Genomic DNA, 26734 nt, shown 5'->3' with positions numbered 1-26734 from the left:
TGTAATCATCCATAAATCCCCCTAAATCATGATAAACACAGTTAAATTATCCCATATTTATCAAAATTTAGGGGGTAAAATAAGTGAATTATCTCGAAGAATTTTTACTCCTCAAAGCTGAACTTTCAACGTGCTTTAAAAATGGATAAAACTTCAATTTCCCTATAGCAACATGAACAAATTCAGCCCGTTTTTTTTTCCAAAAAGCGATTTTTGACCCTATTTCCGAAAAAATGTCTGCTCGATCAATAACAAGCTTTCCGATAAGTTGGATATACCCGGGAATACAACGGAGAGCGCGCTTTCCAGGAAGGATTTTTCCGGAATGGAAAGGTTTGAAGAGCTGGCTGTAAAATATGAGCCGATGATTTATCATGTTATTCATTCGCTTCATATTTACAAAAACAGGGATGAGTTTTATCAAACGGGGCTGATTGCCTTATGGGAGGCATATTTGCGGTTCGATGCAGAGAAAGGAAATTTCGGCACGTACGCCTATTCCTTTATAAAAGGCCGCATGCTGACAGAGTTGTCGAAACAGCGCCGAAACGAAGTGCGTACCGTGTTTCCGAAGGAGGAAACATTTTGGGACATGAAGAAGGATGATAATGACTGCCGGCCGCTTGAACTGTTGACACTGCTTTCATATTGTCACGGGCTTACGGAAAAGCAGAAACAATGGGTCGTATATACGTTTTATGACGGCATGTCTGTAAGGGAAATTGCCGAAGTTGAAAAAGTGTCCCAATCGGCGGTGAAAAAATGGAGGGCCGGGGCAATGGAAAAAATCAGGGTGAATATTGAAGAAGGATTATGTTGAGGATCGGAAAGGGGCGGGTCCAAGGTCAAGGTTGACCCGCCCGGTATTTTAGTCAGATTCTGTTCCTTTTTGTATAATAAAAAAGAAGGAATGGAAAGGAGAATCTCGGTGAACGTTCGTAAGGTGTTGGAGGTTGCACGGACAATGGATGGGAGCCAGTTGGCAGGAAAAGGGGGCCTGGAGCGGAAGGTCCGTTTTATCGAAGTGATGGAAGTGCCTGAAGTGGAGTCGTGGGCGACAGAAGGTGTCCTCGTTATTACAAATTTTTATTCTGTAAAAGATGATGATAACCAACAAGTGGCGATCATCCAGGCTTTGATCAAGAAAAAAGCAGCCGGGATGATCATCAAATTGGGAAGGTTCGTTGAACATCTGCCGCCAGAATTAATCGAATTGGCTGACAAGAACAAATTTCCAATTATCACGATTCCAAAAGATGTCGCATACATTGATCTGCTTACACCGCTTTATGAGATGCTGCATGACGAGGGAGATGCACCTGCTGATAATGATGCACTGCATTCATTCAAAGACATGAAGTTTGATTCCGTCGAAAAAGCTTTGGAACATCTGTCGACGATTTTAAACGGCAGCGCTGTCTATATTGAAGATGCACAAGGGCTGCTTTTGTATGCCAGCGGCAGGTTTTTTCGCGATCCATGGAGGAAGGCCGCCGTTCTGTTTTCCGCACCTGCTCACCAAACATACAAAGAGAACTTGAAAAAGTGGAAAAATCGCATCGAAGACGATGGCCATTCTTTCATTTATTTGCCGGGGAAATTGAGCCGGCTGATCATTCCGCTTTATACAAGGAATGAGATTTTTGCGTTTATCCATTTGCCGTCTCATCATCAAACGCTCCTAAATTCATTAAGTAAAAAATCGATAGAGGCGATCCAGCGTAAAATGTATGAAATATTGATGTCTGAATGGATCGAATTGCAAAAGCAATGCATGTCGCAGGCAGACGAATTCCAAAGATGGATCGCCGATACAAGCAATCGACAGGCAAAAGTGGTTCTTTACTTTCAAAATGACCGAACGTTCCTCCCGGGTGCTTCCAGGATCTTGGATTACGATTGCTTGCTGCAAAAAAAGTGGAAAAATCTGATTGAAGAGATACCAAAGGTGGAAACATCTATCGTATTCGAAAGACAGAACGGAATGTACGCACTCGTGACCTTTTCTGAAATGCTTCCGATGGAACAGCTTGCCGATGAAATTGAACAAATGCTTGGGCGCTTTCCCATACAAGGAACACATGTGGGAATCAGCCCGGTTTTTTATCATTATGACGAGCTGGAGGAAAAAATCGGGGCCGTAACAAAGATGATGGATTTCGGGCGCGAATTTCATCCGGGGAAAAAAATTTATTCTTATCATGAAATTGGCATCTATGAATTTTTAATCAAATTGAGCCAGGAATCTACCGCACTGGAATATGCCGATCAAATGCTTGGGGCACTCGATCAGGAGGATGATTCGGATTTGATGGAAACGCTCATTGTTTATTTGCGGGAAAATGGAAATGCTTCAAAAGCGGCCGAAAAACTGTTTATTCACCGAAGAACGATGACAAATCGGCTTTTAAAAATTAAAGCCCTGCTGAATATGGATCTGGATAACCCTGAGCATATATTTATATTGCAATTTTGCTTGAAGATTAAAAGGTTGAATGAGCAATAAGCTTGTTCGGCTTTTTTTATGCACAAAATGGGCATCATCAGATGCCAATGAATTCCCACTCTGTACATATACAAGGAAACCCTAAAAACTTATAATTTTTGTCAATAACACAAATAATAGACAGAATCTTTAGATGAAGGGAAGCCGCATAGAGATGTCTTTGAAATATACGATGGAAATCATGGAGTTATTGGATGATCCGAAAATCAACGGTCAAATGATTGTCAATTTGTTTAAAGGTATGCCGCACTGTGAAGCTTCTTTTGAAACCGTTACAGGAGCAGAGGGAGCTTCGACAGAATTTGTTAAAATCCTGATCAAAGGAACAGAGGGGAAAAGGGAAGGCGGATCAGCCCCGACATTGGGAATTGTCGGAAGACTCGGAGGACTTGGTGCCCGCCCGTCCAGGATAGGGTCCGTTTCCGACGGGGACGGCGCCATTGCCGCCGTCACTGCTGCGTTTAAGCTCGTACAAATGGCCGCAAAGGGAGACCGTCTTCCGGGTGATGTGTACGTTACGACCCATATCTGCCCCGATGCCCCGATTGTACCGCATGAACCGGTCGATTTTATGGGATCGCCCGTCGATATGATGGTCATGAACCGCCACGAAGTACTGGAAGAGATGGAAGCGATTCTTTCGATTGATACGACGAAAGGCAACAAAATCGTTAATCATTTGGGGTTTGCCATTTCTCCAACTGTAAAAGAAGGTTATATATTGCGATTCAGCGATGATCTTTTGCGCATCATGGAAATCACGACGGGAGATTTTCCGGTAACTTTTGCCGTGACGATGCAGGATATTACACCGTACGGTAACGGGCTGTATCATTTGAACAGTATTTTACAGCCATCCGTTGCGACGGATGCCCCGGTTGTTGGTGTTGCGATCACGGCCAAATCAACGGTCCCGGGATGCGGAACGGGCGCCAGCCGCGAGGTGGACATCGCTGAAGCCGTCCGTTTTGCCATCGAAGTGGCCAAGGAATACACGAGAGGGAAATGCGAATTTTATCACAAAGAGGAATTTGCACGGATAAAAGCGTTATACGGCTCAATGAAAAGATTGCAGACGCTTGGCAAATAGTCTTCGGAAAGGAGCATGAAAGATGAGCGAGAGAAAAGTAAACATCGGGATTATCCAGTTTGCCGGCATACTCGGCGATGTCAAATACAACGTTAAAAAGGCATCCCGCCAGATTAAACAGGCGGCCGAACAAGGGGCCAATATTGTGTGTCTGCCCGAACTTTTTTCAACTGGCTATAATGTTGATTTGCTCGGAGACGATATGAGCATGCTTGCCCTCAAATACTTTGACTATACTGTGGAAAAAATGGCGGCTGCGGCCCGTGAAAATAACGTGTATGTGATCGCCCCCTTTGGCGAAAAGCGGGAATTGGAAGGCATTTTGTATAACTCGGCACTCGTTTTTGACGACGAAGGAAAACAGATCGGAAGCTTTGCAAAAACGCATCTTTGGGCAAAGGAAAGACTGTATTTTAAAGAAGGCTCCGATTATCCGGTGTTTGCTACGAAATACGGCAAGTTTGGGATTGCGATTTGCTATGACATCGGTTTTCCGGAATCATGCCGTTCTCTGTGCCTGAATGGTGCCGAATTTGTATTTATGCCTTCGGCATGGAGAGTTCAGGATAAGGATATGTGGGAATTGAATGTTCCCCAGCGCGCATTGGAAAACATCTTTTTCACGATCGGGGTAAACCGCGCTGGCCGCGAAGGGGATTTGCAATTGTTTGGCAAAAGCCTTGTGTGCAACCCGAGAGGGCATGTGATTGCACAGCTTCCGGAAGATGAAGAGGCTGTCGAAGTGGTGACGATCGATTTGGGTCAACTAAACACATTCAGGACGCAAATTTCCTATTTGCGGGATAGAAAACCTGATATTTACAATTAATAAAGAAAGGTGGAGAAAGGTGTGAAAAAAGAAGAAGATTTGACGATTGCGGAAAAGTATGATGATTATGCGTTATCAAGGGTGCCGACAAGTGAGAGAAAACATTGGTTTGGCATTGCAACGATGCGTTTTGGCCAAATTTCCGCATTATCCCAGTTTTTGCTTGGGGCTGCTCTTGGTTACGGGATGGATTTTTGGACCGCTTTTTGGGCCATTACATTGGGAGCGGTTATTTTGGAAGTTGTGTCCATCTTCGTCGGGGTTGCCGGCATGAAAGAGGGGATGAGCACGACGTTGTTGGTCAGATGGGCAGGCTTCGGCAAGCTGGGTTCCATTTTGTTGAGCCTTGTGATTGCCATCTCCATGATCGGCTGGTTTGGGATTCAAAATGAAGTGTTTGCCAACGGAATCCACCAAATTGTCGGCGGACCGGTTTGGCTCTGGTCGATTGTGACGGGCGTTTCCGTGACGCTCATCGTTTTGTTTGGCATTTTGTCTTTGGGATTTACCGCTTATGTAACCGTGCCGTTGTTTTTACTTGTCGTTTTCTATTCAATCAGCAATGTGTTAACCCAATTTTCAATTGGAGAATTGATCAATTTGCCTGTTCCCGGGCCGGAGATCCCGCTGGCCGTCGGTGCAAGTATGGTAGCAGGCGGGTTTATTGCCGGTGCCATTATCACTCCGGACATGAGCCGGTTTAACCGTTCCGTCGGCGACGTCATTAAGCAGACGGTAATCGGGATTACGTTTGGGGAATATATTATCGGTTTGATTGGTGTACTACTTGCCCATGCGGCCAAAACGTCCGATGTTATTTCCATTGTTATGGGGACGAGCGGAGTCATTGGAACCATCGTGTTAATTACAGCTACGCTAAAAATTAATGACTGGAATCTATATTCTTCTTCATTGGGTGTTGTAAACCTGATCGACCTTGGTTTTGGAAAGCGCGTCAACCGGACGGTTGTTACGATCATTCTTGGATTAATCGGAACGCTGTTTTCCGTGCTGGGCATTTTGAGCGCATTTGAAAGCTTCCTCGTTTTGCTTGGTGTTGCGCTTCCGCCTGTTGGTGGCATTTTGACGGCTGAATATTTTATTGTAAAACGCTATGCGAAAGAACTGAAAGAGTCGCGTGAAAAAGGTGTTCTTCCGGACTCGTACGAGGCATGGAACCCGGTGACCCTTGTCGCGTGGATCGCTGCCATTATTGTCGGATTGACGATCGACTGGGGCATTCCTTCCGTCAACTCGCTCGTTGCCGGCGGCGTTTTATACTGGCTGATCAGCGTTTTTGTCAACCGCGGAAAAAAAGTGACATACGGCGAGGTAAAGACATACCAATAAAGGGATTTTGGCAGATCATTTCATAATAGGGCATAATTTAGTAGATGGCTAAATTGCCTCCTAATTGATACTAAAAAACCAGCAAAGAGGGATCAACATATGAGATTTATTGGAAAAGAAGAAATTGAAGATATTGCTGTTGGTGCAGCATTGCTTGGAACCGGAGGGGGAGGGGATCCCCATATCGGAAAGCTGATGGCGCTGCAGGCAGTGGAAGAAAACGGGCCGATCAAGCTGTTATCGATTGATGAAATTGGCGACGGTGATTTAGTCGTTCCAACAGGCATGATGGGCGCGCCGACCGTTATGGTAGAAAAAGCGCCGAGCGGTGCGGAAGCATTGACGACATTTAAAACGCTCGAGTCGTATCTTGGGGAAAAAATTGTGGCAACGATTCCGATTGAAGCTGGCGGCATTAATTCGATGCTTCCGTTGGCACTTGCAGCTACGCTCAAACTTCCTGTCGTCGATGTCGATGGAATGGGTCGTGCTTTTCCGGAACTGCAAATGACGACCTTTTATTTGGACGGGGTGTCCGCAACACCTTTGGTCATTGCCGATGAAAAAGGAAATGCCTCGCTTTTAAATACGATTGATAATATGTGGGCGGAACGAATCGCGAGAAACGCCACAATCCAAATGGGCGGCTCCGTCATGATGGCGATTTATCCGATGAGAGGTAAAAATTTAAAAGAAAGCGGCATCCATAATATTTTACAGCTGGAGGAAGAAATCGGCCGCTCGATCCGCCTTGCCAAAGCGGAAGGCTATGACCCGATCGGAAAAGTGCTCGAACTGACGAACGGCTTTGAGTTGTTCCAGGGAAAAGTGACAGATATTAACCGCAAAACGGAGACCGGTTTTACAAGGGGAATGGCGACGATTGAAGGGCTGGCCGGTTATAAAGGCGAAGCGCTCGAACTTCGCTTCCAAAATGAGCATCTGATTGCGAAAACGAAAGACCGGCTGTTGTGTGTAACGCCTGATTTAATTGCAGTGCTGGATGCGGAAACGGGCCTTCCGATCACAACGGAAGGGTTACGATACGGTGCGCGCTGCGTTATTATCGGCATGCCGTGCGATCCGAAATGGAGAACGGAAAAAGGTATTGAAACGTGCGGTCCGGGTTATTTCGGTTATGATGTCGATTATGTCCCTGTTGAGCAGCTAATGACGGAAGGAGCTGGGAAATAATGAGCATTTATCGAATTGGCATTGATGTCGGCGGTACGAATACGGATGCGGTTATTTTGGATGAAGATTTTAATGTGATAGCAGAAACGAAAACGCCGACAACAGAAGATGTCAGCTCCGGGATTTATAAAGGGATGCGGGAAGTGATAAATGCTTCCAATGTTCCGCTTGACGCCATCAAGTATGCCATGCTGGGGACCACCCATGCGACAAATGCCATTGTGGAAAGGAAAAGATTGAATGCCATCGCGATCATTCGCCTCGGTGCTCCGGCAACGCTTGCGGTAAAGCCGCTCATTGGCGTGCCTGATGACTTGCGGGAAACATTGGGGAAACATGTATACATTGTACAGGGCGGCCACGAATTTGACGGACGGGAAATCATGCCGCTCGATGAAAAAGCACTGTACAGAATCGCGGAAGAAGTGAAAGGCCATGTTGATTCCGTTGCCATCACTTCCGTGTTTTCGCCGGTATCGCGCGATCACGAAGAACGCGCTGCCGAAATCATGAGAGAAGTGATGGGCGAAGATTTGCCAGTTTCGTTATCATGTGAAATTGGCAGTGTCGGCCTGCTTGAACGGGAAAATGCCACGATTTTAAACGCTTCGGTCGTAAATGTCGCCAAAACGACGATCAACGGCTTTGTCAATGCGTTAAAAGAAGAAGGCATCCACGATGCCCGCATCTTTTTGGGGCAAAACGACGGAACGCTCATGTCTGTTGATTATGCGTTAAAATACCCGATTTTAACGGTTGCCTGTGGACCGACGAACAGCCTGCGGGGGGCTTCGTATTTGTCCGGGCACGACAATGCGATCGTAGTGGATGTCGGCGGAACGACAACGGACGTCGGCGTCCTGGTCGGTTCTTTTCCAAGGGAATCCTCCCTGGCTGTTGAAATTGGCGGAGCTCGGACAAACTTCCGGATGCCTGACCTTGTTTCTGTCGGATTGGGCGGCGGAACGATTGTCCGGATCAAAGGAAACGGAGAGTTTACGATCGGCCCGGACAGTGTCGGCTACCGTTTAACGGAAAAAGCGCTCGTTTTCGGCGGTGATACACTGACAACGACAGACGTTGTTGTGGCGCTCGGAAAAGCGGAGATCGGTGATCCGGAAAAAGTCCGCCATTTGGATCGTGCGTTATTGGAGGCCGTTTATGAAGAAATGACTTCCATGGTGGAATTGGCAATCGACCGCATGAAAACAAGTGCTGATCCGGTGCCGGTCATCCTGGTTGGCGGCGGCAGCATCCTTGTACCGGAAGCATTAGAAGGAGCGTCGGAAGTCATCCGTCCTACAAACCATGGAGTCGCCAATGCGATCGGTTCGGCGATTGCCCAAGTAAGCGGGCAGGTCGAAAGGGTATTTTCCCTGGATGAGCTTGGCCGGGAAAAAACACTGGAGCTCGCCAAACAAATGGCGATCGACGAAGCCATCGAGGCAGGGGCTGATCCCGATCGTTGCGAAATCGTCGATATTGAAGATGTTCCGCTTGCCTACCTGCCGGGAAATGCTACGCGTGTCAGGGTAAAGGCAGCCGGGGATTTGGCGAAGTAATATTGATTTTAATAAGAGGAGCCTGCCGGAAATTGTTTCCTGCAGGCTTCATTCATTGTTGGAAGCAGATAAATGAAGGCTCTCGTCATTTTCAGGGGGCTTTTTTCTTATGCCCTACATACGATATTCCAAAATCACTTTGGGGGATTTGAAATGGCTAAATGGATTGATGTTTCAACAACGAAACACCAGCTCAAACTTTTTGACGGGAACAAGCTGATCAAGACGTATCCGATTGCTGTCGGCAAAATGTTAACCCCGACGCCATACGGAAATTTTGCGGTCATCAACAAGCAACGGAATCCGGGCGGACCGTACGGTGCGATGTGGATCGGGTTGTCAAAACCCCACTACGGGATTCACGGGACGAATAACCCCTCCTCCATTGGAAAAAACGTTTCCCGTGGATGTATTCGCATGCATAACCATGACGTCCTGGACCTTTCCCGCAGAATCCCGATCGGAACCCGGGTGTTGATTCATAAATAGGGGCAGAAACCTTCTTTTCTTTTATGGATGAGTAGGCTATTCTTAAGAAAAGAGAGTTCATTGTCATTTGAAAGAGGGTACTTATGCTATATTTATATTTTGTGAGACATGCGCAAACGGAGTGGAATGTAGCGGGCAGAATTCAGGGCCGCCAAGATTCCGGTTTGACGGAAAAAGGGATAGAAGATGCCAAGCTGCTTGGAGAAAGATTCAAAAATATGAATTGGCAAGCGGTTTATGCGAGTCCGAGCAAGCGGGCCTTAAAGACGCTCGAGCTCATCCGTGGAGAAAGCTTTTCTTCCTATATTGTTGATGAGCGGCTCATGGAGATGGATCTCGGGGATCTGGAAGGAAGGACGATGGAAGAAATCAAGGAGCTTTACCCCGAGCAATATCATCATTACTGGCATCAACCGGGCCAATATGCTCATACGTCCGGAGAAAACTTTTACGATGTAAAAGATAGAGTCGAAGTTTTGATCAGGGAGCTGCTCGCCGCCTATCAATCCGGCCATGTTTGCATTATCACCCACGGGGTTGTCGTGAAAATGGTACAGTTAATTTTCCGTGATCTTGATATGGATCAGCTTTGGCAAACTCCCTATATCGAGGGAACAAGCGTTACAGCCTTAAAAGTGGTCAACGGCCAGATAGAAATCCTTTCAGAAGGGGATTTGAGCCACCTTTCAAAGAAAGATTCATCTGTACATTGAGAGGAGATCATGTATACTAAAGATGAGGCCAACAATTTTATATGGATAGAATAAGGTGTCTGACAAAAAGACTTAATAGGGAAGTTGGTGAAAATCCAACGCGGTCCCGCCACTGTGAATGGGAGTGTGCTGTTTATCCACTGTGTATCATGCATGGGAAGGAACAGCGATCACGATGACCATGAGCCAGGAGACCTGCCTGATTCTTCGCGCCATAACCTACGAGGATAGGGAGGTGTATCGGTAGAATTCGTTCTCTTGCATGGAACGATCTATCATCATCTGCACATCTCTCACGAAGAGATGTTTTTTTGTTTTACAAAGGAATGTAAGGGGGAAAAAAGGTGAAAAAATTACACGTTTTATTTTTATCCATTTTCATGGTTTTCGGCCTTATGGCCGGGTGCAACCAGGCTGCCGAAAATGAAAAAACGGATCAACCGGCAGACCAAAAAACTGCACAATCGGAAAAATCGGCTTTTCCGGCCACATTGACCGATGGCAACGGGGAAGAATTCACGATTGAAGAGAAGCCCGAGCGGATCGTTTCCGTACTTCCGAGCAACACAGAAATTGCGTTTGCCCTTGGGTTGGGTGATAAAATTGTCGGGGTGTCCGACCATGACAATTATCCTGAAGAAGCTGCCCAGAAGGAAAAAATCGGCGGCCTTGAGTTGAACATTGAAAAAATCCTTTCCTTGGAACCGCAGCTTGTGCTTGCCGATCCGTCCAACGATCAAAAAGCCTTGCAGCAATTAAAAGATGCGGGCATTCCTGTTCTGGTTGTGAACAGCGCAGAGAATCTGGATGATGTCTATAAATCCATCGAAATGATCGGCACAGCAACTGGTGCAGTGGATGAAGCGGAAAAAGTCATTGAGGAAATGAAGAGAAAAATTGCGGATATTGAAACCAAGGTACAGGGGATAAAAGACGAAGACAAGAAAAAGGTTTTTATTGAAATATCTCCGGAACCGGAAATTTACACAGCAGGAAACAATACGTTCATGGATGCGCTTTTATCCGTCATCCACGCAGAAAATGCTTCTAAAGAAATCGACGGTTGGCAGCAGGTCAACGAAGAAGCTGTCATCAAGATGAATCCGGATGTCATTATTGCGACATATGGTGATTTTGTGGACAACCCGGTTGATCAAGTATTAAAACGTGACGGCTGGGGAGATATGACAGCCATGAAGGAAAAGCAGGTTTTTGCTGTCGACTCTGACCTCATCAACCGTCCCGGACCCCGTTTGCCGGATGGAGTGGAAGCACTGGCCAAAGCGGTTTATCCGGATGTTTTTAAGTAGTTGACGGAAAGGGCAGGAACCCCCTCGCCCTTTCCATTCGTGCAAATGCATAGCAGCCTTATACTAAGCATGAAAGAAGAGATTCCCATGATTGAAGTCATTCAAGCTTCCGGAGGCTATTGGAAGAAGCCTGTCGTCAAAGATGTTTCTTTTCAAGTACAAAAAGGGGAATTTTTCGGCATTATCGGTCCGAACGGAAGCGGCAAAACGACGCTCCTCAAAATGATGAGCAACACGATGCCGCTTCAATCGGGCGAAATCATGCTCGACGGCCGCCCCATTTCGTCTTTTTCATCGAAGGAATTTGCCAGATTGACGGCTGTCCTGCCGCAAATGTCAGATTTGGCTTTTAACTATACCGTGAAAGAAACCGTTTCTTTAGGGAGGTATGCCCATCAAAAAAACTTGTTTCACACTTTTGCTGAAGAAGATGAACAGATTGTTGGAGAAGTGATGGAGCAGACAGGGGTTCTTCATTATGGCGATACGCCGTTGGAGGAACTCTCGGGCGGGGAAAGACAGCGCGTATTTTTGGCACAGGCTTTGGCGCAAAAACCGAAAATTCTTCTTTTGGATGAGCCGACGAACCACTTGGATTTGGCATATCAAAAAGAGCTGCTCGATTTATTGAAAAAGTGGACGCTGGAAGAAGGACTCACAGTCGTTTCCGTGTTCCACGATTTGAATTTGGCCGGGCTGTACTGTGACCGCCTCCTGCTGTTGCATGAAGGGGAGAAGCAAATATGCGACTCCCCTGATGAAGTGTTAAAAGAAGGACGAGTCCGGCTTATTTACAAAACCAATATTGAGAAATATCCTCATCCAAAAGTGCCGAAGCCGCAGATGATGCTCGTTCCGGATAAATGTCCAAATGGACGGATTCCGTTATTTCTTCGGGAAAGCATGCTGGAAGTATCGAGTGAGAAAATCACGTTTCAGTCCCCGGTCCCGCTGCGGACGATGTCGTCGGGTGTCACCGGCTCGGGTGTAGGCTGGCACCGGTCCTTTGTCAACCGGCATGTGGATAAGCACTATCAATGCGATAACTTTAAGGAAGAGATGATCCATTACTTAAAAGAGCATGGTTTTGACCCAAATGAAACGGTTGGGATGATGACAGCGGTCCATTTGCAAGATGTTTCCCATCACATTTTTGAAGAAGACGGCCTGTCAGTGCTTATTGTCGTGACGGCAGGTGCCGGGAATGCTGTCGATGTGTCGCTGGGTGAAACCCGCGGATTTATTGTTTCTCCCGGAACGATAAATACGTGGGTATTCGTGAACGGAAAATTAACCGAAGAAGCGTTTATTCAAAGCGTTATGACCGCAACGGAAGCAAAGGTGAAAGCGCTCCATGAATGTCATGTTGTGGATCCTTTGACAGGCACGCCGGCGACAGGAACATCCACGGACAGTATTTTAATTGCGGCGACTCAGGAAGGGCCGTTTCTTCCTTTTGGCGGCTCGATCACGCCGCTGGGCAGGCTGATTGGAAAAGGCGTCTTTTTTTGTACAAAAGAAGCATTGCACAATCATTTGAAAAGGGGCGGCAATCATTGACGGCTCATTTGACGGCCATCGTCCTGGCTTTTTTCATCGATTTGGCCGTTGGGGATCCTCCCCGCTGGCCCCATCCTGTTAAATGGGTTGGAAAGATGATTTCTTTTTTGGAACGCCTCTGGAATCTGGGGGAAAACCGGAAATTAAAGGGAACAGCAATGGCCGCGGCTGTCATCGGCATTGTATTGGGTGCGAGCTTTTTTCTCGTCCTGCTTTGTTACAACCTTCATCCCGTTATCGGAATTCTTGTTGAAGCCGTCATGATTTCAACTACCATTGCGCAAAAAAGCCTGGGGGAGGCCGCCCGCGAAGTGTATGGGCCGTTACGGTCCGGAGACCTCCCGGAAGCGCGGAAAAAGCTATCGTATATCGTCGGCCGTGATACAGAGGAGCTTCCGGAGGCGGAAATCGTCAGGGGAACCGTCGAGACGGTTGCCGAAAATACAAGTGACGGGATTACGGCCCCGCTTTTTTGGGGTTTTGTCGGCGGAGCGCCGCTTGCGCTCGTTTACCGTGCGGTTAATACGTGCGATTCAATGGTCGGCTATCAAAATGATCGCTACCGGGAATTTGGCTGGGCATCCGCGAAATTGGACGATCTGTTGAACTGGGTTCCGGCCAGGCTTACAGCCATTGTGATGATGTGTGTCACGAAACCGGTGAAAACATCGTATCGCAAAGCGTTGTCCGTTTTGTTCCGGGATGCCAAAAAGCATCCGAGCCCGAACAGCGGCTGGGGGGAGGCGGCTGTTGCTGCACTCCTCGGCATCCGCTTGGGCGGGGTGAATGTTTACAAGGGAAAAAAATCGTACCGGGCGGAAATGGGCGACAGCTTGGAGAGCTTGGAAATTCACCATATACCGCAGACAGTGATGATCATGGAGCGGACATCCCTGGCATTTCTGCTGCTGCTGTTATTAGGAGGAGTCGCATGTGAATTGGCCTTTACACGGATCTAATCCGAAATATATATATGAATCCCTTCATCTATCCAGTCCCGGGCATGTGCTGGATTTCAGCGTGAATCTCAATCCGTTCGGGCCGCCCCCTTCCATCAAAGAACATTGGGAGAGCTGGCTCGATCATATCGCAGATTATCCTGATCCGAAGGGTGAAAGACTTGTTGAGTTGATTGCCGAAAAGGAGCGGGTACAAAAAGAGTCGATTCTTTTGGGTAACGGCGGAGCGGAGCTTTTTACCTTGCTTGGGCAACTGTTGGCGGAAAAACGGGTCGTCATCGTCCAGCCGACTTTTACGGAGTATGAAAAAATATGCCGGGCCCACGGGTGCCATGTATCTTTTTTTCAACTGGAGGAGGGAGATGGCTGGAAGCTTCACACGGATCTTTTACTGGAAAAAATAAAAAATGCCGATGCTCTGTTTGTATGCCATCCGAACAATCCGACAGGGACGGCTTATCCGGAATCCGTTTTGCTGGAAATACTGGCGGCCTGCCAGACACATGACTGCTTTTTCATCGTGGACGAAGCATTTGCAGATTTTCTTGACGAAAATCGTACGCTTGCATCATATATCAAGCATAACGCCCATCTCATCATTGTCCGCTCGGTAACAAAAATGTACGCGATCGCTGGTCTAAGGCTCGGGTTTTTGCTTGCTTCTCCACAAGTAGTTGCCAGATTGAGAAGCTTTCAGCCGTATTGGGCTGTCAATGCTCTCGCCTTGCTGGCCGGGGAGCATTGCCTGCAGGAAGAAGGGTATGCCGGGCAAACCCGCCAATGGATCGGGAGGGAACGCCAGCGCATTTTTGAATCTTTGTGGTCTGCCGGCTACATCTTGTCCGCCAGCAAAGTGAACTTTTATTTGTTAAAGGATCCGTCGCTCGATGATCAATTCCCGCTTTTTATTTTTTTGCTGAAAAAAGGAATTGTCCCGCGGCACACGATGAATTACCCTGGTCTTGAAGGACGCTGGCTCCGGTTCGGGGTGAGGCAGGCAAAGGAAAATGATATTCTTTTGGAGGCTTTATGGCAATGGAAACATCAACGCTGATTTTTATTACCGGAGGTGCAAGGAGCGGAAAAAGTACGTTTGCAGAGCGGACTGCGGCAAGTTTGGCGAAAAAGGAAAGGTGCAGTTTGCATTATATTGCCACAAGCAGGCCAGCGGATGAAGAGATGGAGCAGCGAATCCGCCGGCACAAGGAACAAAGAATGGAAAGCGGCTTTGAGTGGAAAACGTGGGAATGCCCCACAGATTTGAATGCTGTTGTTTCCCATTTTGGCCCGAAGGATATCGTGCTGCTGGATTGTTTGACGATTTTGCTGGCGAATGAGTTATTTTCCGATAGGCACAAAGAAGAACAGGTGATGGAAGCGATTTTACCGCCTATCGCTGACTTGAAAAATAGATGCCGGGCACTTGTGATTGTTTCGAATGAAGTGCTCAACGAGCCGCTGCAGGGCCAGCTGCCCACCCTGACATATGCCCGGCTGCTTGGACGCCTGCACCGGGAGCTTGTTCAAAGGGCGGCAGCAGCCTATTTGGTGGAAGCGGGAATTCCTGTGTTGATGAAGGGGATAAAACCATGAAGATCATGATTTTGGGGACAGCTTCAAATGCCGGAAAAAGTTTCATCACCTCGGCGATTTGCCGATTGTTGAAAAAAGAGGGATGGAAGGTGTCTCCCTTTAAATCCCAAAATATGACAAAAAATACGTTTTTAACGAAAGAGGGCCATGAAATCGGCTTGTCACAGGCAATTCAGGCGAAAGCTTCAGGGATTGAACCGCTTGCCTTCATGAATCCGATTTTATTAAAGCCGGTGGACGGGCGGACGGAGGTCATTTTGTGCGGCAAAAAGACAGATTCGTTTTCATATGAAAAGGGATTGGCTGCGATTGAAGAATCACTGCACGAATTGGCAAAACGTTATGATGCCATCGTGCTGGAAGGGGCAGGAAGCCCGGTTGAAGTCAATTTAAGAGAAAAAGAGCTTGCCAATATGAGAGTGGCAAAAATCGCGGATGCTCCCGTTCTGCTCGTGGCCGATATCGACCGCGGCGGGGTGTTTGCCAGTATTGTTGGAACGCTTGAACTGCTTGCGCCGGAGGAAAGAAAACATATAAAAGGCATCATCATTAATAAATTCCGCGGCAACGTTTCGCTGTTTCAAGACGGAGTGCGGTGGATTGAGGAGAGGACCGGCATTCCTGTTGTCGGGATCGTTCCCTTTATGGATGCCGGGCCGTTGGAGGATGTGGCCGAAAGCATCAAAGCGCATCTCGACTGGCCGCGGATTAAAGAGATCATGGTGCGGTGGAACAGGCGATGAGAAGCTATTGGTTCGGTTTCCTTATCGCGCTTCAGTTTTTTACTTCCATTCCGATCCGCAAAGAAATACCGATGAATCCGGTGTATGTCGAGCGTACCGTTCGGATGTTGCCGCTTGTGGGAATCCTTCAAGGCGCGATCTATTCCGGCTGCGTATACATTCTGTTGGAATGGTCGCCGTTTTCGGATTTGGCTGCGGCATTCACCATTTGGCTTCTGGCCATTGCTGTAACGGGCGGACTTCATCTGGATGGCTGGATCGATAGCAGCGACGCGTACTTTTCCTATCGGGACCGGGCAAAACGCCTTGAGATTATGGCCGATCCGCGGATCGGCGCTTTCGGTGTCATCAGTGTCATCGTACTGCTGGCAGCCAAATTCCTCTTTATGTATGAAGTTGTTCAAAAGGCAGAGGGTATGACGTATGTATGGATCATGGCGATTCCTTTTTTGGGAAAAATGGTTGCCGGGCTTATGCTCATGTTTGCGCCTGCAGCGAAAAACGAGGGTCTTGCCCATTTTTTTCAACAGGCATGCCGGCGCCAAACGGTGTGGATGTACCCTGTTTATCTGTTCTTTTTTCTGTGGAATAAAGAAATGTTCTTGATGATGATTTCTGCATTTTTGCTCTTTGTCATAGGGAGAAAAGTAGCGGTCAAGGCTTTTGGCGGGATAACCGGTGATGTCGTCGGGGCGGCTGCGGAAGGGACGGAAGCTGGATTATGGATGATCGTCTGGTTGTTACATTATGGCGCCACGGGATGACGGATGAGAATGAGAGGGCGGCCTATATTGGCCGGACCGATTCTCCCTTGAATGAAAAAGGGAGAAAGATGGTGCAGAAGTTTTCAAAGCATGTGGCGCGGCCCGATCTTATTTTTTCCAGCAGTGCCATTCGTTGCCTGGAAACAGCCCAACTGTTATTCCCGGGGCAAAAAATTGAGCAGTTCGCCGAGTTACAAGAAATGCATTTTGGCGATTGGGAAGGAAAAACATATAAAGACTTGAAGCATTTAACGTCTTACCAAGCATGGCTGGATGACCCTTTTTCAAGAGGGCCCGATGGAGGAGAATCGTTTGCGCAGTTTACGGAACGTGTGCAAGCAGGCTGGCATTTAATAAAAACGCACAGCGTGGCATGTCGTGTAAAAAACATTGCCGTCATTACGCATGGGGGAGTGATTCGCTCTTTGTTGTCGGCTTTTGCGCCGGAAAAAAAAGCTTTTTTTGAGTGGCGTGTCCCGTTGGCAGGCGGATATGAATTAGTGTGGAAAAAGGAAGATTTCAGGAGGGATGGGGCATGCATTTCGTTACGGGAGGTGCCTTTAACGGAAAAGCCGAATGGGTAAGGACATTTTACAGGCTTCATGATCAAAATTCCAGCCGCTGGTACTCCGCTTACCGGGGGGATGCCCTTCCGAAAGATCTTCCCGGGAGCCGTCTCGTTGTGCTGGAAGGCATCGAGCAATGGATTTTGCAAACGGGTGAAGCATTTAACCGGAATGCGGGCAAAGAATGGCTCGCAGCCTGGCTTGCTTGGGAAAAAAGTGGGGAGCGAAAAATCGTTTTAATCGGAACGGATATTTCTAAAGGAATTGTGCCGATGGAAAGAGAAGTAAGAGAGTGGCGTGATGTGACCGGCAGGTTTTATCAAGATGCAGCCAAATGCTGTAACCGGTTTGATTGGATCTGGTATGGTGTCGCAAAACGTTTGAAATAGACATTTGAAAAAGTCGCGAGTAATTCCGGAATCCTAATAGTATTTTTGGAAAAGTCGCGAGTATTTCCGAAAACGCGAGAGTAAATCGGAAAAGTCGCGAGTATTTCCGAAAACTCGATAGTAAATCGGAAAAGTCGTGAGTATTTCCGAAAACTCGATAGTAAATCGGAAAAGTCGCGAGTATTTCTAAAAAACTCGATAGTAAATCGGAAAAGTCGCGAGTATTTCTAAAAAACTCGATAGTAAATCGAAAAGGTCGCAAGTATTTTCAAAAACGCGATAGTAAATCGGAAGGGTCGCGAGTATTTCTAAAAAACTCGATAGTAAATCGAAAAGGTCGCAAGTATTTTCAAAAACGCGATAGTATTTCGGATTAGATGCAAGTATCCGGAAAGTATTTCGAATTAGCCCAGAGTATTTCCATTTTGGATCGTAATCCCGGCAAAATGCGGTATTTTCCATAATGGGTCGAAGTCGGAAGATGAAAGTAAGCGATTACCATTTTTGGGGAGGGGAAAACGTTGAAAATTTATACGAGAACAGGAGACAAGGGTAAAACGAGCATTATCGGCAGCCGGGTAGATAAAGACGATATTCGGGTTGAGGCGTACGGAACGGTCGACGAGCTGAACGGTTTTGTCGGGCAGGCAATGGTAGAGCTTGATCGCGAATTATTTTCGGATGTGCTGGCAGATTTGGAAAAAATCCAGCATGAACTGTTTGACTGCGGCGGAGATTTGGCCAGCGTTTCAAAAAAACGGCCTTTGAAACTGACTGAAGAAGCGATCACCTACTTGGAAGAGAAAATTGACAAGCTTGTGGAGGAAGCGCCGAAATTGGAGCGGTTTATTTTACCGGGAGGCACGAAACCCGCTGCATCCATTCATATCGCCCGAACAGTGACAAGAAGGGCGGAGCGCCTTGTTGTGAAATTAATGAAGCAAGACGAGTCCCTTTCTCCGGTCACTTTACAATATTTGAACCGTCTATCCGACTATTTCTTCGCGCTTGCCCGGGTAATTAATTTCCGGTTGAATGTACCCGATGTCGAGTATATAAGAAGTGCAAATGTATTTCGTGACGGGAAGCGCAAGGAGAAGAAGGATGAGCGTTAAAAAGACCAGTTTGCTCGCGTTGTTTCTGGCCCTGTCAGTCATCGGGGCTTCGATTAAAATTCCTTCCTTTGTTGGAAGCATTGCATTGGACGCCCTTCCCGCACTCCTTGCCGCAGCACTGATCGGGGGAAGGCCCGGCAGCCTCGTGGCAGGCTTTGGCCACCTGTTATCTGCATTGATCGCCGGGATGCCGCTGGGCCCGGCGCATTTCCTCATTGCCTTTGAAATGGCGGCCATCGTTTGGCTGTTTTCTTGGATATACCGGACTGGGAAAAAGAAAACGGCAGCCATCGTTTTTATTCTAAGCAACAGCCTGATCGCTCCTTTGCCGATGGTTTTTCTTTTCAACACGGCGTTTTATGCGGCAGTCGTTCCTTCTTTGCTCGTTGGCTCGGCATGCAATGCCTTTGCAGCGCTGCTTGCCATACCGAGGTTTGAAGTCATTTTTCAAAAAATGGTTTGGGGATCGGCAAAATGAAGAGGGACGTTGCCATCATCCCGTTTGATGACAGGCTGGAACTTGTTGTGGCTTGTGACAACAGCGGAGCGATCGGAATGAAGCCGCACGATCAAGTGGCTGTTTCCTATACGGCCGTTTCCTATTACAGCTTTCGCGTGGCTTATATGGAGTGCGTTTCGGCGGGAGCTGTCCCGTTTTCAGTTGTTATGTATAACTTTTGCGGAGATGAAGCCTGGCATTCCCTTAAGTCAGGGATTGAAAAAGGAATTTGTGAACTGGAGTTGGAAGAACTTGCCATCACCGGAAGCACAGAAACAAATTTTTCGTTGAATCAGTCAGCGGTCGGGATGACCGTTCTGGGGAAAAGAGAGAGAAGGAAGGAAACTCCTTTTCGTTTTACAGAACGTATGAAAGTGGCCGTGATCGGAAAACCGCTAGTCGGGAATGAAGTCATGGAATCAGGCGGGGACGTGGCCCCGCTCCGGCTTTTTCGATGGTGTTCGCGCCAAAAAAAGGTGCTGGCCATTTTACCTGTTGGTTCCAAAGGCATTTTGCATGAATTAAGAGAGCTTTTTGCGGACAACTCTGTTCAGTTTTCCTGCGATCTGAACATGGAAAAATCAGCGGGTCCTTCGACCTGTTTTATCGTCGTTTATGACGAAGCGGCAGATGACACCATTCGGGTTCACAGCAAACGGTTGTTTCACCCGGTACAAGTGATTACGTAAAGTATTCAATTTTTCCGTCCGGGAAATATGTTTCGATATACTTGAACAGCGTTTCTTTCATGTCCGTCTCTTCTTCTTTCGGATAAATATATTTGCCAATCCCGTATTTGCCCCACTTATAGCGGCGTTTTTCTTCGTCCAGCTCAAGTTTTGTCATCGGGTAGTTTTTTTGAATCACCCTCTTGGCCGGCTTTGTAAAGCGGTGCTGAATCAATTCAAACGTGACCCCGTTTTTCGCCTCATCAGGAAGTTCGGCGCTCAAACGTTCAAAAAGCTGTCTGTATCCTTCCTGCCAACCCTCGTGCAAATAAATCGGCGCGATGATGAATCCAAGCGGATATCCTGCATGGGCCACCTTTGCGGCGGCTTCGATTCGGTCGTTCAGACGGGATGTCCCCGGTTCAAAATATTTGATGACATACTCCGCATTCATGCTGAAGCGAAAGCGGGTCCGCCCGTTATGCTTGGCATTAAGCAAATGGTCAACCGTATTAAATTTTGTCACAAACCGAAGCCTGCCAAGATCCGATTGCCCGAAATATTCGATCGCTCTTTTCAGCGTATGCGTCAAATGGTCAATCCCGACAATATCCGATGTACAGGACGCCTCAAATCGTGTAACCTCGGGGGCCCGCCCATCCATATAAGCTTGTGCTGCCTGCAAAATGTCATCGACGTTGACATACGTTCGAATATAGGGCTTGCTTCCCATTGTTGTTTGTAAATAGCAATAATGGCAATGTCCCATACAACCCGTCGCAAACGGAATCGCATATTCGGCCGAAGGCTTGGATGTGTCAAATTTCAGCGTCTTTCTTAGACCAACGACGAGTGTCGATTTCGCAATCCGGTACCTTTGAAAATCATTTTCTCCCGGAAAATTGCGGATTTGGTTGTGTGACGTTGTATAGCGGATTTCCGTTCCCAGATCTGTAAATTTTTTAAACAGCTGCTGTCCGAGCGGAAATTCCAGTGCTTTTGGCTCGAAATAAACGAGCTGCGGCATAAACGGCTTCACCAATGAATATCTCTCCTTTTGCTTGGAGTATTTCACCCCATGCTACATGAGGCCTTTTTGAATAGGGAAAAAATCACTCAACTGAGCCAAAGTAATAGTCATAGGCCTTTTCGGCCTCTTCTTCGGAACGGTAGATCGCCATCTCTTCCGTTAATGGATAGTACGTTTCATACAGGAAAACGGCAAGCTCGCCGGGGTGGTCGGGATCGTTGACAATGGCCGCCTCCTGGATCATGGCGACATTTTGTGTATGAGGGTTGCGGTATAGGACATATACGATGTCTCCGGGCGAATAAGAGGGTTCGAATATATTCATGAATGGTCTCTCCTTTTTACCGTTATTATGGCTTGGAATAATGGTTACATACGGGGTTGCCCATACTTTTTATCATTGGGAAATAAATTTGCTCCCGCAGGGTTCAAAGAATGGCGAAATGAGAAGAAGCATTTTCTTTTAATACCGTGACAAAAGACCTATATCTTTTTTCAATACCCTTTAAATAAAAGAAGTTTCAATTTTCCCAACGGTCGATTTATAATGTATTTATGAAATGTTTGAGGTGATCCAAATGATTTTTTTTGGATGAAATTGGAGAAATGCCATTGGAAATGCAAGTGTTGTTATTGAGAGTCTTACAGGAGAATGAAGTGGTCCGGATCGGCGGACATAAAGTGATTCCTGTTGACGTACGGATTATCGCTGCAACGAATAAAAATTTGCACGAAGAAGTAGAGAAAGGAAATTTCCGGGAAGACCTGTTTTTCCGGCTGAATGTTATTCCGATTCATCTTCCTCCCCTCCGGGAAAGAAAGGAAGACATTCCGCTGCTGTCAGCCTGCTTTATTGAAAAATTGGCCGAACGTTTGGACAAGCCTTTTATTCGGGTTTCCCCTTCGTTTTATGATACGCTGCTGCTTTACGAATGGCCGGGCAATATTCGTGAGCTGCAAAATATTTTGGAACGGGCCCTTGTCAGGGTAAACGGCTGCGAACTTGGAATGGAAGTACTGCCCGTTGATTTATTCGGAAAAATGTTTCCGGAAAAAAACAGGGACCTTCCTCTAAAAGATGAAATTAAAAAGCAGGCGTTAATCCGCTCCATCAAGCTGTGCAACGGAAACTACAGCCTCGCGGCCAAACATTTGTGCATCTCGAGAAGCACTTTATACAGACAAATGGAGAAATATGGGGTTCGCTAAATGAATGTCCCATTTTGGTGCAGTGTCCCGTTAAAAATGAGACGGAATGTACCAAAATGGGACATTTTGATTACGTAAACCCTTTGTTTATCAGGTCAAAGTATTGGAATGATTTTTGCTTGATAGTTGGAAAGAACACATCAGAATTTTCAATTTGGCCGATGTTCCCGGCACCCCAAAATAATGGGGCAATCACGAAGAGGATATACGGAACGCGGCATAAAAGTCAAGTTCCATGGAAGAAGAGACAGGTAGCTGCCCTGACGGGACGAGGTCCGGAGGGGAAGTGTCCCTGGCCCGGCAAACCATTCCAGCCCGCATATAGTTATTATCAAAACAGTTTTACTTATTGGAATTTTGTAATATAATGGGGTTGCATATATTTTTTTCATCCCAAGAATGTCTAAAACTCATTTAGGGAGGAAGTTAAGCATGCCCAAAACGATGTTTAAGCTGGACCTTGGAAAACCAATGGAGGAACAGGCCCATCCGGGCCATAACCGGTGGCACCCTGACATTCCAGCCGCCTTTTCTGTCGATCCGGGAACGGCCTTTCGGATGGAATGCAAGGAATGGACGGATGGCCAAATTCAAAATAATGACAGTCCGAACGATGTCAGGGGGGTCAATCTTGAACGGGTCCATGTATTGAGCGGGCCGGTATACGTGAATGGGGTGAAGCCGGGAGATTTGTTGGTCGTCGATATTTTGGATGTGGGTGTTTTTCAAGAGTATGAATGGGGATTTAATGGCATTTTTGCAAAAGAAAACGGCGGGAGCTTTCTTGTCGACCATTTCCCGGAAGCACAAAAATCGATTTGGGATTTTGAAGGGATTTATACGACTTCACGGCATGTGCCCGGAGTCCGGTTTGCAGGAATCATCCACCCGGGACTCATCGGGGTGGCACCATCGCTGGAATTGTTGCGGGAGTGGAACAGGAGGGAGGAAGCATTAAAGGCAACAAATCCGGATCGGGTGCCGCCGCTTGCCAATCTGCCTACTCCGGAAAGCGCCGTTTTGGGAACGCTCAAAGGCGCTGATTTCGACCGGGTTGCCAGGGAAGGAGCACGGACCGTGCCTCCAAGGGAAAACGGCGGAAACTGTGACATCAAAAATTTGTCCAAGGGCTCAAGAATTTTCTTCCCCGTGTTTGTGGATGGGGCAAAGCTGTCGGTTGGAGATCTCCATTTTTCGCAGGGGGACGGGGAAATCACCTTCTGCGGCGGAATCGAGATGTCGGGATGGATCGACCTGAAGGTGGACGTCATTAAAGGCGGAATGGAAAAACACATGATTAAACACAACCCTGTTTTCAAACCGGGACCGGTCGATCCTTTATATTCGGATTTTCTCGTCTTTGAGGGCGTCTCTGTTGATGAAAAAGACGGAAAGCAGCACTATATGGATGCCAACACAGCTTACCGAAGGGCATGCCTAAACGCGATTGAATTTTTAAAAACACTTGGATATACGGGAGAGCAGGCATATATGCTTCTTAGTTCGGCACCGGTTGAAGGCCATGTTGCGGGCATTGTCGATATTCCGAATGCCTGCTGCACGGTTGCGATTCCGACGCAAATTTTTGAAAAAGACATCTTGCCGGGATAACAGGAGGATACATCTTGCCAAGCTATACATTTCACTGTCATGATTGCGGAAAATTTACACTGGTTTTTCGGAACACGGAAGGAAACCGGATGAGTGCCGGGTGTCCGGAATGCGGCCTGGCGGCAAAACGGGTATTTTTGCCGCCCAATTTATATTCAATGCCGCAAATTTTAAAAACGAGAATCGAAAAGGGAATGGAACCAAGGCGGATGAGCCGAAAGGAACTTGGCCCCCGCCTCCCGAAAAAAAGCTCGCCCGCAGCAAAACGCCCGTGGCAGGCTTGAGGGGAGGAGGGATTGGAGCGCTGCTTTTGTTCACACAGTTTAGGCGGGGGCCCTTCCAACCTAATCGGTGTTACGAGAAACGCTTTCGGCAAGAAAGGGGCATTACACTTGGAATGCCCGTTTCCGAGGAAATGCCGCTCATATTGAATAATATTTTGAAACGGCTCTTGAAATAGCGGACAATGCCCGGGAAAAACTGCTTGCATTTCCATTCAGAAAAAAATAAGAATACTCTGGATTTTTATCTCCTCCTGGAGTTGAAGGCAGAGGGGTGCCCCTGCTTCTTCTCCAGGGGTTTCTTTGTGTTGTCAAGTCTTTGTACGGAAATCAGGACTGTCAAGGTGCGGCTCAAATATAAAGCTCCCCCCCTGCGCCTTGGGCAAACACCTTGAGACAAAAATTGCATACGATATAACAGTAAAAAAGGAGAGGAAGATATGAGCTGAAACATTTTACGGTTGACCAGGGATTGATTAAGGAAATTGCAAAAGCCGTCAATGGAGAATACAGCGCCATACAGTGTTATACGAAATTGATCGAGATGGCACCGAAAGAGAAAGAAAAAAGTATCATACGAGAAATTCGGCAAGATGAAATGCGTCATTTTCATGAGTTTTCCGCGCTTTTTATGTCGATCGCAAATCGTCAGCCAGTCCCCGAAATGAGTGAAAAATGTCCAGGGGAATATCGCGAAGGACTAAGGTTTGCATTTGAAGATGAACAAGAAACTGTTGATTTTTATCATCATATAGGGGACCGGGCAAACCACCCATATGTTAGGGATGTGTTCCGGAGGGCCGCCGCAGATGAGCAGAATCATGCAGTTTGGTTTTTGTCGATGTTGACGCCCATGTAGAAAACATTGCTCTCTTTTTTTTTTGAAAAAACGTGACAAAACTTCCTTCCAATCTACATTATTAGAGAGAGGACAAGCCGCCCGGATGAAGAATATGTATTAGTACAAATGATAATCGGGGAGGGTCTGGTTTGGAAAAAGAAGTGTTTACTTCCGAGGCAGCGAAGGCATTGGGGATTGGGGTCAGCACCCTCAGAAATTATGCGGTTGTCCTGGAATCAAAGGGTTACGGTTTCCAACGTGGAGCAAATAACGGGCGGATTTTTCGGGAAAAAGATTTGGAAAACATAAAAGAAATGACAGAGAAAATTTCCAAGGAAGGCATGACGGTGGAACAGGCGGCGGAGGTTACGGCGGCTCAAGCGGCCAACCGGGGAGAGCGGGTTCCCGCGGTTGAAGATAAAGAGATCACGATCGGAAAGTTGTCGGAGAAAATCCACTATTTGGAAGAGCAACAAGCCAAATTGGCAAATATTAATGAAACGCTGACAGTACAAATAGAAAGACTCACAGAAAAAATGAAGGAGCGTGAACGTGACCAGCTTTTGTTTGAACGTTTGGAGGAGACCAGAAATAAAAAGAAAAGAAAAGGCATCGCTTTTTTTCGTACATTCATGACATTTTCGGAAAAAAAATATCTCCCCAAATAAAGCAAACGAATTCGTTTGCTTTATTTGATTTTACAAAGGATACATATATCCTACTACTCTTTTTCAAAAGGAAGAACCATCATGAGCGAGAAAAGGAAAATGGAAGGAACTTGGGATAAAATGAAAGGAAAAGCAAAAGGCCGCTTTTCTGATTTGCATCCAAGCGAGTAAAAGGGAAGAGGCTGTCTTGCCAAAATGACAATGGAATTTTTCCCAAATGGGTTTATTCAGGAAAAAACAGGGTATACATAATAAAAACTCTTTATGATTTAATAGAAATTTTGTGAATTATTTTTGCAAGCGATACACACTGCATGAATATTAAGGTAAAATATGATTAGGTGTCAAATTCCAAATGAGGTGGTCTTTTTGCAAAGAGATCATGAGCAACTTGAAAAAATGATCAATAGTCTTACGGAGATGGGAGTGAACATTTCAAAGACGAAATCGAGGTTCGAGCTATTTGAAGTTCTTGCCGAAACGGAAACAATACCGGGTTATACTACTGAATACCTTTTTTAGATATAAAGCAATGAGGCGGATATGACATAATCCGCCTTCATTTATGCTTACCTTTTGTTGGCCGTTTTCCTCCTTGAGATCACATGGTAAAGAATGAAAATGAGAATAATCGCCGCTCCAATTCCCAATGTTAACACACCGAGGTTTTCTTCAATAAACGGCTTTGCTTTGACGCCCAAAGTGGCGATCAAAGCAGCTTCGAGGAAGAAGCGGCCGCCTCTTCCGATGATTGACCAAATCACAAGGGTCCGGATTTTGATATTGGAAATTCCCGAAAAAATAGTAAATACTTTGTAAGGCACCGGTGTCAGGGCGGCGATTAATATGGCCATGGCTCCGTAACGTTCAAAGTAATATTCTACCTTTTTAATATTGTCTGCTTTGATAAAGCGCATTAAAACAGGTCTTCCGAGCTTTTTTCCGATATACCAGCCAAGTAGGGCGCCCAGGACGGATGAAGCGGTCGTATGTAAAGCGTATAGCCACACTCTATCCGGGTCGGCAAACGCCATTGGAAGAAATAAAACTTCCGGAATGATCGGTGAAAAAGAAGAGTCGGTAAAAGAAACAATCCACAGCCCGATCAGGCCGTATTCCATCAGCCACTCTTCTATAATGGCCAGCCAGTCATGAATCATGAACATATACTCCTTTAAGCAAATCTAAAAGAAGT

29 protein-coding genes, 1 pseudogene and 1 riboswitch are annotated in these 26734 nt (G+C 46.7%); of the genes and pseudogenes, 27 read left to right on the top strand and 3 right to left on the bottom strand.

Features of this window, described 5'->3' with window-relative positions; genetic code table 11:
* Positions 1–325: 325 nt before the first annotated feature.
* The 21 genes from AB1L08_RS08645 to AB1L08_RS08545 all read left to right on the top strand — a co-directional run bounded on the left by AB1L08_RS08645 (position 326) and on the right by AB1L08_RS08545 (position 19920).
* Positions 326–820 (top strand): sigma-70 family RNA polymerase sigma factor, encoded by a 495-nt coding sequence (locus AB1L08_RS08645; RefSeq protein WP_413064260.1) that lies wholly within the window; start codon positions 326–328, stop codon positions 818–820.
* 108 nt (positions 821–928) lie between these two features.
* On the top strand, positions 929–2506 hold the full coding sequence (locus AB1L08_RS08640; RefSeq protein ID WP_413064259.1) for a PucR family transcriptional regulator: 1578 nt from the start codon (positions 929–931) through the stop codon (positions 2504–2506).
* A gap of 154 nt (positions 2507–2660) precedes the next feature.
* Positions 2661–3596 carry a DUF1177 domain-containing protein gene (locus AB1L08_RS08635; RefSeq protein ID WP_413064258.1) on the top strand — a complete coding sequence of 312 codons (936 nt, stop codon included), beginning with the start codon at positions 2661–2663 and terminating at the stop codon, positions 3594–3596.
* Between the two features lie 22 nt (positions 3597–3618).
* Entirely contained in the window at positions 3619–4425 is an 807-nt protein-coding gene (locus AB1L08_RS08630; protein WP_413064257.1) for a nitrilase-related carbon-nitrogen hydrolase, read from the top strand.
* A 21-nt stretch (positions 4426–4446) separates the two neighbouring features.
* Positions 4447–5775 (top strand): purine-cytosine permease family protein, encoded by a 1329-nt coding sequence (locus tag AB1L08_RS08625; protein ID WP_413064256.1) that lies wholly within the window; start codon positions 4447–4449, stop codon positions 5773–5775.
* A 99-nt stretch (positions 5776–5874) separates the two neighbouring features.
* Positions 5875–6969 carry an S-methyl thiohydantoin desulfurase family protein gene (locus AB1L08_RS08620; RefSeq protein ID WP_413064255.1) on the top strand — a complete coding sequence of 365 codons (1095 nt, stop codon included), beginning with the start codon at positions 5875–5877 and terminating at the stop codon, positions 6967–6969.
* Complete coding sequence (locus AB1L08_RS08615) at positions 6969–8531, top strand: hydantoinase/oxoprolinase N-terminal domain-containing protein (RefSeq protein WP_413064254.1); 1563 nt, start codon at positions 6969–6971, stop codon at positions 8529–8531. Before AB1L08_RS08620 ends, AB1L08_RS08615 begins: the two co-directional genes overlap by 1 nt.
* Before the next feature lie 153 nt (positions 8532–8684).
* On the top strand, positions 8685–9020 hold the full coding sequence (locus AB1L08_RS08610) for a L,D-transpeptidase (RefSeq protein ID WP_413064253.1): 336 nt from the start codon (positions 8685–8687) through the stop codon (positions 9018–9020).
* An 83-nt stretch (positions 9021–9103) separates the two neighbouring features.
* Positions 9104–9733 carry a histidine phosphatase family protein gene (locus AB1L08_RS08605; protein ID WP_413064252.1) on the top strand — a complete coding sequence of 210 codons (630 nt, stop codon included), beginning with the start codon at positions 9104–9106 and terminating at the stop codon, positions 9731–9733.
* A 36-nt stretch (positions 9734–9769) separates the two neighbouring features.
* Positions 9770–9950: riboswitch (cobalamin riboswitch) on the top strand.
* Between the two features lie 127 nt (positions 9951–10077).
* A complete protein-coding gene (locus AB1L08_RS08600) occupies positions 10078–11043 on the top strand; it encodes an ABC transporter substrate-binding protein (protein ID WP_413064251.1) in 966 nt (321 codons plus the stop codon).
* Positions 11044–11130: 87 nt separating this feature from the next.
* On the top strand, positions 11131–12603 hold the full coding sequence (locus tag AB1L08_RS08595) for an adenosylcobinamide amidohydrolase (protein ID WP_413064250.1): 1473 nt from the start codon (positions 11131–11133) through the stop codon (positions 12601–12603).
* Positions 12600–13562 (top strand): adenosylcobinamide-phosphate synthase CbiB, encoded by a 963-nt coding sequence (cbiB, locus tag AB1L08_RS08590; RefSeq protein WP_413064249.1) that lies wholly within the window; start codon positions 12600–12602, stop codon positions 13560–13562. Before AB1L08_RS08595 ends, cbiB begins: the two co-directional genes overlap by 4 nt.
* Positions 13537–14616: a threonine-phosphate decarboxylase CobD gene (cobD, locus tag AB1L08_RS08585; protein ID WP_413064248.1), complete on the top strand. Its 1080-nt coding sequence runs from the start codon at positions 13537–13539 to the stop codon at positions 14614–14616. Before cbiB ends, cobD begins: the two co-directional genes overlap by 26 nt.
* Entirely contained in the window at positions 14598–15155 is a 558-nt protein-coding gene (locus tag AB1L08_RS08580) for a bifunctional adenosylcobinamide kinase/adenosylcobinamide-phosphate guanylyltransferase (protein WP_413064247.1), read from the top strand. Before cobD ends, AB1L08_RS08580 begins: the two co-directional genes overlap by 19 nt.
* Positions 15152–15898 carry a cobyric acid synthase gene (locus AB1L08_RS08575; RefSeq protein WP_413064246.1) on the top strand — a complete coding sequence of 249 codons (747 nt, stop codon included), beginning with the start codon at positions 15152–15154 and terminating at the stop codon, positions 15896–15898. The genes AB1L08_RS08580 and AB1L08_RS08575 overlap by 4 nt, the downstream gene beginning before the upstream one ends.
* Positions 15895–16662 (top strand): adenosylcobinamide-GDP ribazoletransferase, encoded by a 768-nt coding sequence (cobS, locus tag AB1L08_RS08570; RefSeq protein ID WP_413064245.1) that lies wholly within the window; start codon positions 15895–15897, stop codon positions 16660–16662. Before AB1L08_RS08575 ends, cobS begins: the two co-directional genes overlap by 4 nt.
* On the top strand, positions 16620–17246 hold the full coding sequence (locus tag AB1L08_RS08565; RefSeq protein WP_413064244.1) for a histidine phosphatase family protein: 627 nt from the start codon (positions 16620–16622) through the stop codon (positions 17244–17246). The genes cobS and AB1L08_RS08565 overlap by 43 nt, the downstream gene beginning before the upstream one ends.
* The gene (locus AB1L08_RS08560; RefSeq protein WP_413064243.1) at positions 17198–17617 is read left to right on the top strand and encodes a hypothetical protein; all 420 of its coding nucleotides are present in this window, start codon (positions 17198–17200) and stop codon (positions 17615–17617) included. Before AB1L08_RS08565 ends, AB1L08_RS08560 begins: the two co-directional genes overlap by 49 nt.
* 521 nt (positions 17618–18138) lie before the next feature.
* Positions 18139–18732 carry a cob(I)yrinic acid a,c-diamide adenosyltransferase gene (locus tag AB1L08_RS08555; protein WP_413064242.1) on the top strand — a complete coding sequence of 198 codons (594 nt, stop codon included), beginning with the start codon at positions 18139–18141 and terminating at the stop codon, positions 18730–18732.
* On the top strand, positions 18722–19210 hold the full coding sequence (locus tag AB1L08_RS08550) for an ECF transporter S component (protein ID WP_413064241.1): 489 nt from the start codon (positions 18722–18724) through the stop codon (positions 19208–19210). Before AB1L08_RS08555 ends, AB1L08_RS08550 begins: the two co-directional genes overlap by 11 nt.
* Positions 19207–19920 carry an ATP-binding protein gene (locus AB1L08_RS08545; protein WP_413064240.1) on the top strand — a complete coding sequence of 238 codons (714 nt, stop codon included), beginning with the start codon at positions 19207–19209 and terminating at the stop codon, positions 19918–19920. The genes AB1L08_RS08550 and AB1L08_RS08545 overlap by 4 nt, the downstream gene beginning before the upstream one ends.
* Here the strand turns inward: AB1L08_RS08545 and splB are convergent.
* The gene (splB, locus tag AB1L08_RS08540) at positions 19913–20941 is read right to left on the bottom strand and encodes a spore photoproduct lyase (RefSeq protein WP_413064239.1); all 1029 of its coding nucleotides are present in this window, start codon (positions 20939–20941) and stop codon (positions 19913–19915) included. The two genes, AB1L08_RS08545 and splB, sit on opposite strands and share 8 nt — an antisense overlap.
* Positions 20942–21011: 70 nt before the next feature.
* Positions 21012–21254 carry a transcriptional regulator SplA domain-containing protein gene (locus tag AB1L08_RS08535; protein WP_413064238.1) on the bottom strand — a complete coding sequence of 81 codons (243 nt, stop codon included), beginning with the start codon at positions 21252–21254 and terminating at the stop codon, positions 21012–21014.
* A 260-nt stretch (positions 21255–21514) separates the two neighbouring features.
* Between AB1L08_RS08535 and AB1L08_RS08530 the strand changes: the two are divergent.
* From AB1L08_RS08530 to AB1L08_RS08505, 6 genes and pseudogenes are all read left to right on the top strand, one after another.
* Positions 21515–22138, top strand: a pseudogene (locus tag AB1L08_RS08530) (sigma 54-interacting transcriptional regulator); the annotation flags it as partial.
* 432 nt (positions 22139–22570) lie between these two features.
* On the top strand, positions 22571–23749 hold the full coding sequence (fmdA, locus tag AB1L08_RS08525) for a formamidase (RefSeq protein WP_413064237.1): 1179 nt from the start codon (positions 22571–22573) through the stop codon (positions 23747–23749).
* Between the two features lie 14 nt (positions 23750–23763).
* Positions 23764–24033, top strand: coding sequence for a zinc ribbon domain-containing protein (locus AB1L08_RS08520; RefSeq protein ID WP_413064236.1), 270 nt, complete (start codon positions 23764–23766; stop codon positions 24031–24033).
* Positions 24034–24502: 469 nt separating this feature from the next.
* Positions 24503–24889 carry a ferritin-like domain-containing protein gene (locus tag AB1L08_RS08515; protein ID WP_413064235.1) on the top strand — a complete coding sequence of 129 codons (387 nt, stop codon included), beginning with the start codon at positions 24503–24505 and terminating at the stop codon, positions 24887–24889.
* Positions 24890–25020: 131 nt separating this feature from the next.
* On the top strand, positions 25021–25539 hold the full coding sequence (locus tag AB1L08_RS08510) for a hypothetical protein (protein WP_413064234.1): 519 nt from the start codon (positions 25021–25023) through the stop codon (positions 25537–25539).
* A 333-nt stretch (positions 25540–25872) separates the two neighbouring features.
* Positions 25873–26061, top strand: coding sequence for an Lmo0850 family protein (locus AB1L08_RS08505; RefSeq protein ID WP_413064233.1), 189 nt, complete (start codon positions 25873–25875; stop codon positions 26059–26061).
* 47 nt (positions 26062–26108) lie between these two features.
* On the opposite strand, the gene AB1L08_RS08500 is transcribed toward AB1L08_RS08505, so the two are convergent.
* Complete coding sequence (locus AB1L08_RS08500) at positions 26109–26699, bottom strand: YqaA family protein (protein ID WP_413064232.1); 591 nt, start codon at positions 26697–26699, stop codon at positions 26109–26111.
* Positions 26700–26734 lie beyond the last annotated feature (35 nt).

Source organism: Siminovitchia jepli, assembly GCF_047228825.1.
Taxonomy (GTDB): Bacteria; Bacillota; Bacilli; order Bacillales; family Bacillaceae_C; genus Siminovitchia.
Note: the sequence above shows the minus strand (reverse complement) of the source record. Positions and strands in the feature narration are given on the sequence as shown.

Excerpts from the sequence above, each read along its gene's own strand:
- AB1L08_RS08645 (WP_413064260.1), top strand. The coding sequence starts at position 326 with ATGGAAAGGTTTGAAGAGCTGGCTGTAAAATATGAGCCGATGATTTAT.
- AB1L08_RS08635 (WP_413064258.1), top strand. The coding sequence starts at position 2,661 with ATGTCTTTGAAATATACGATGGAAATCATGGAGTTATTGGATGATCCG.
- AB1L08_RS08630 (WP_413064257.1), top strand. The coding sequence starts at position 3,619 with ATGAGCGAGAGAAAAGTAAACATCGGGATTATCCAGTTTGCCGGCATA.
- AB1L08_RS08620 (WP_413064255.1), top strand. The coding sequence starts at position 5,875 with ATGAGATTTATTGGAAAAGAAGAAATTGAAGATATTGCTGTTGGTGCA.
- AB1L08_RS08615 (WP_413064254.1), top strand. The coding sequence starts at position 6,969 with ATGAGCATTTATCGAATTGGCATTGATGTCGGCGGTACGAATACGGAT.
- AB1L08_RS08610 (WP_413064253.1), top strand. The coding sequence starts at position 8,685 with ATGGCTAAATGGATTGATGTTTCAACAACGAAACACCAGCTCAAACTT.
- AB1L08_RS08605 (WP_413064252.1), top strand. The coding sequence starts at position 9,104 with ATGCTATATTTATATTTTGTGAGACATGCGCAAACGGAGTGGAATGTA.
- AB1L08_RS08595 (WP_413064250.1), top strand. The coding sequence starts at position 11,131 with ATGATTGAAGTCATTCAAGCTTCCGGAGGCTATTGGAAGAAGCCTGTC.
- AB1L08_RS08580 (WP_413064247.1), top strand. The coding sequence starts at position 14,598 with ATGGAAACATCAACGCTGATTTTTATTACCGGAGGTGCAAGGAGCGGA.
- AB1L08_RS08575 (WP_413064246.1), top strand. The coding sequence starts at position 15,152 with ATGAAGATCATGATTTTGGGGACAGCTTCAAATGCCGGAAAAAGTTTC.
- cobS (WP_413064245.1), top strand. The coding sequence starts at position 15,895 with ATGAGAAGCTATTGGTTCGGTTTCCTTATCGCGCTTCAGTTTTTTACT.
- AB1L08_RS08565 (WP_413064244.1), top strand. The coding sequence starts at position 16,620 with ATGGATGATCGTCTGGTTGTTACATTATGGCGCCACGGGATGACGGAT.
- AB1L08_RS08560 (WP_413064243.1), top strand. The coding sequence starts at position 17,198 with ATGCATTTCGTTACGGGAGGTGCCTTTAACGGAAAAGCCGAATGGGTA.
- AB1L08_RS08550 (WP_413064241.1), top strand. The coding sequence starts at position 18,722 with ATGAGCGTTAAAAAGACCAGTTTGCTCGCGTTGTTTCTGGCCCTGTCA.
- AB1L08_RS08545 (WP_413064240.1), top strand. The coding sequence starts at position 19,207 with ATGAAGAGGGACGTTGCCATCATCCCGTTTGATGACAGGCTGGAACTT.
- AB1L08_RS08535 (WP_413064238.1), bottom strand. The coding sequence starts at position 21,254 with ATGAATATATTCGAACCCTCTTATTCGCCCGGAGACATCGTATATGTC.
- fmdA (WP_413064237.1), top strand. The coding sequence starts at position 22,571 with ATGCCCAAAACGATGTTTAAGCTGGACCTTGGAAAACCAATGGAGGAA.
- AB1L08_RS08505 (WP_413064233.1), top strand. The coding sequence starts at position 25,873 with ATGATTAGGTGTCAAATTCCAAATGAGGTGGTCTTTTTGCAAAGAGAT.
- AB1L08_RS08500 (WP_413064232.1), bottom strand. The coding sequence starts at position 26,699 with ATGATTCATGACTGGCTGGCCATTATAGAAGAGTGGCTGATGGAATAC.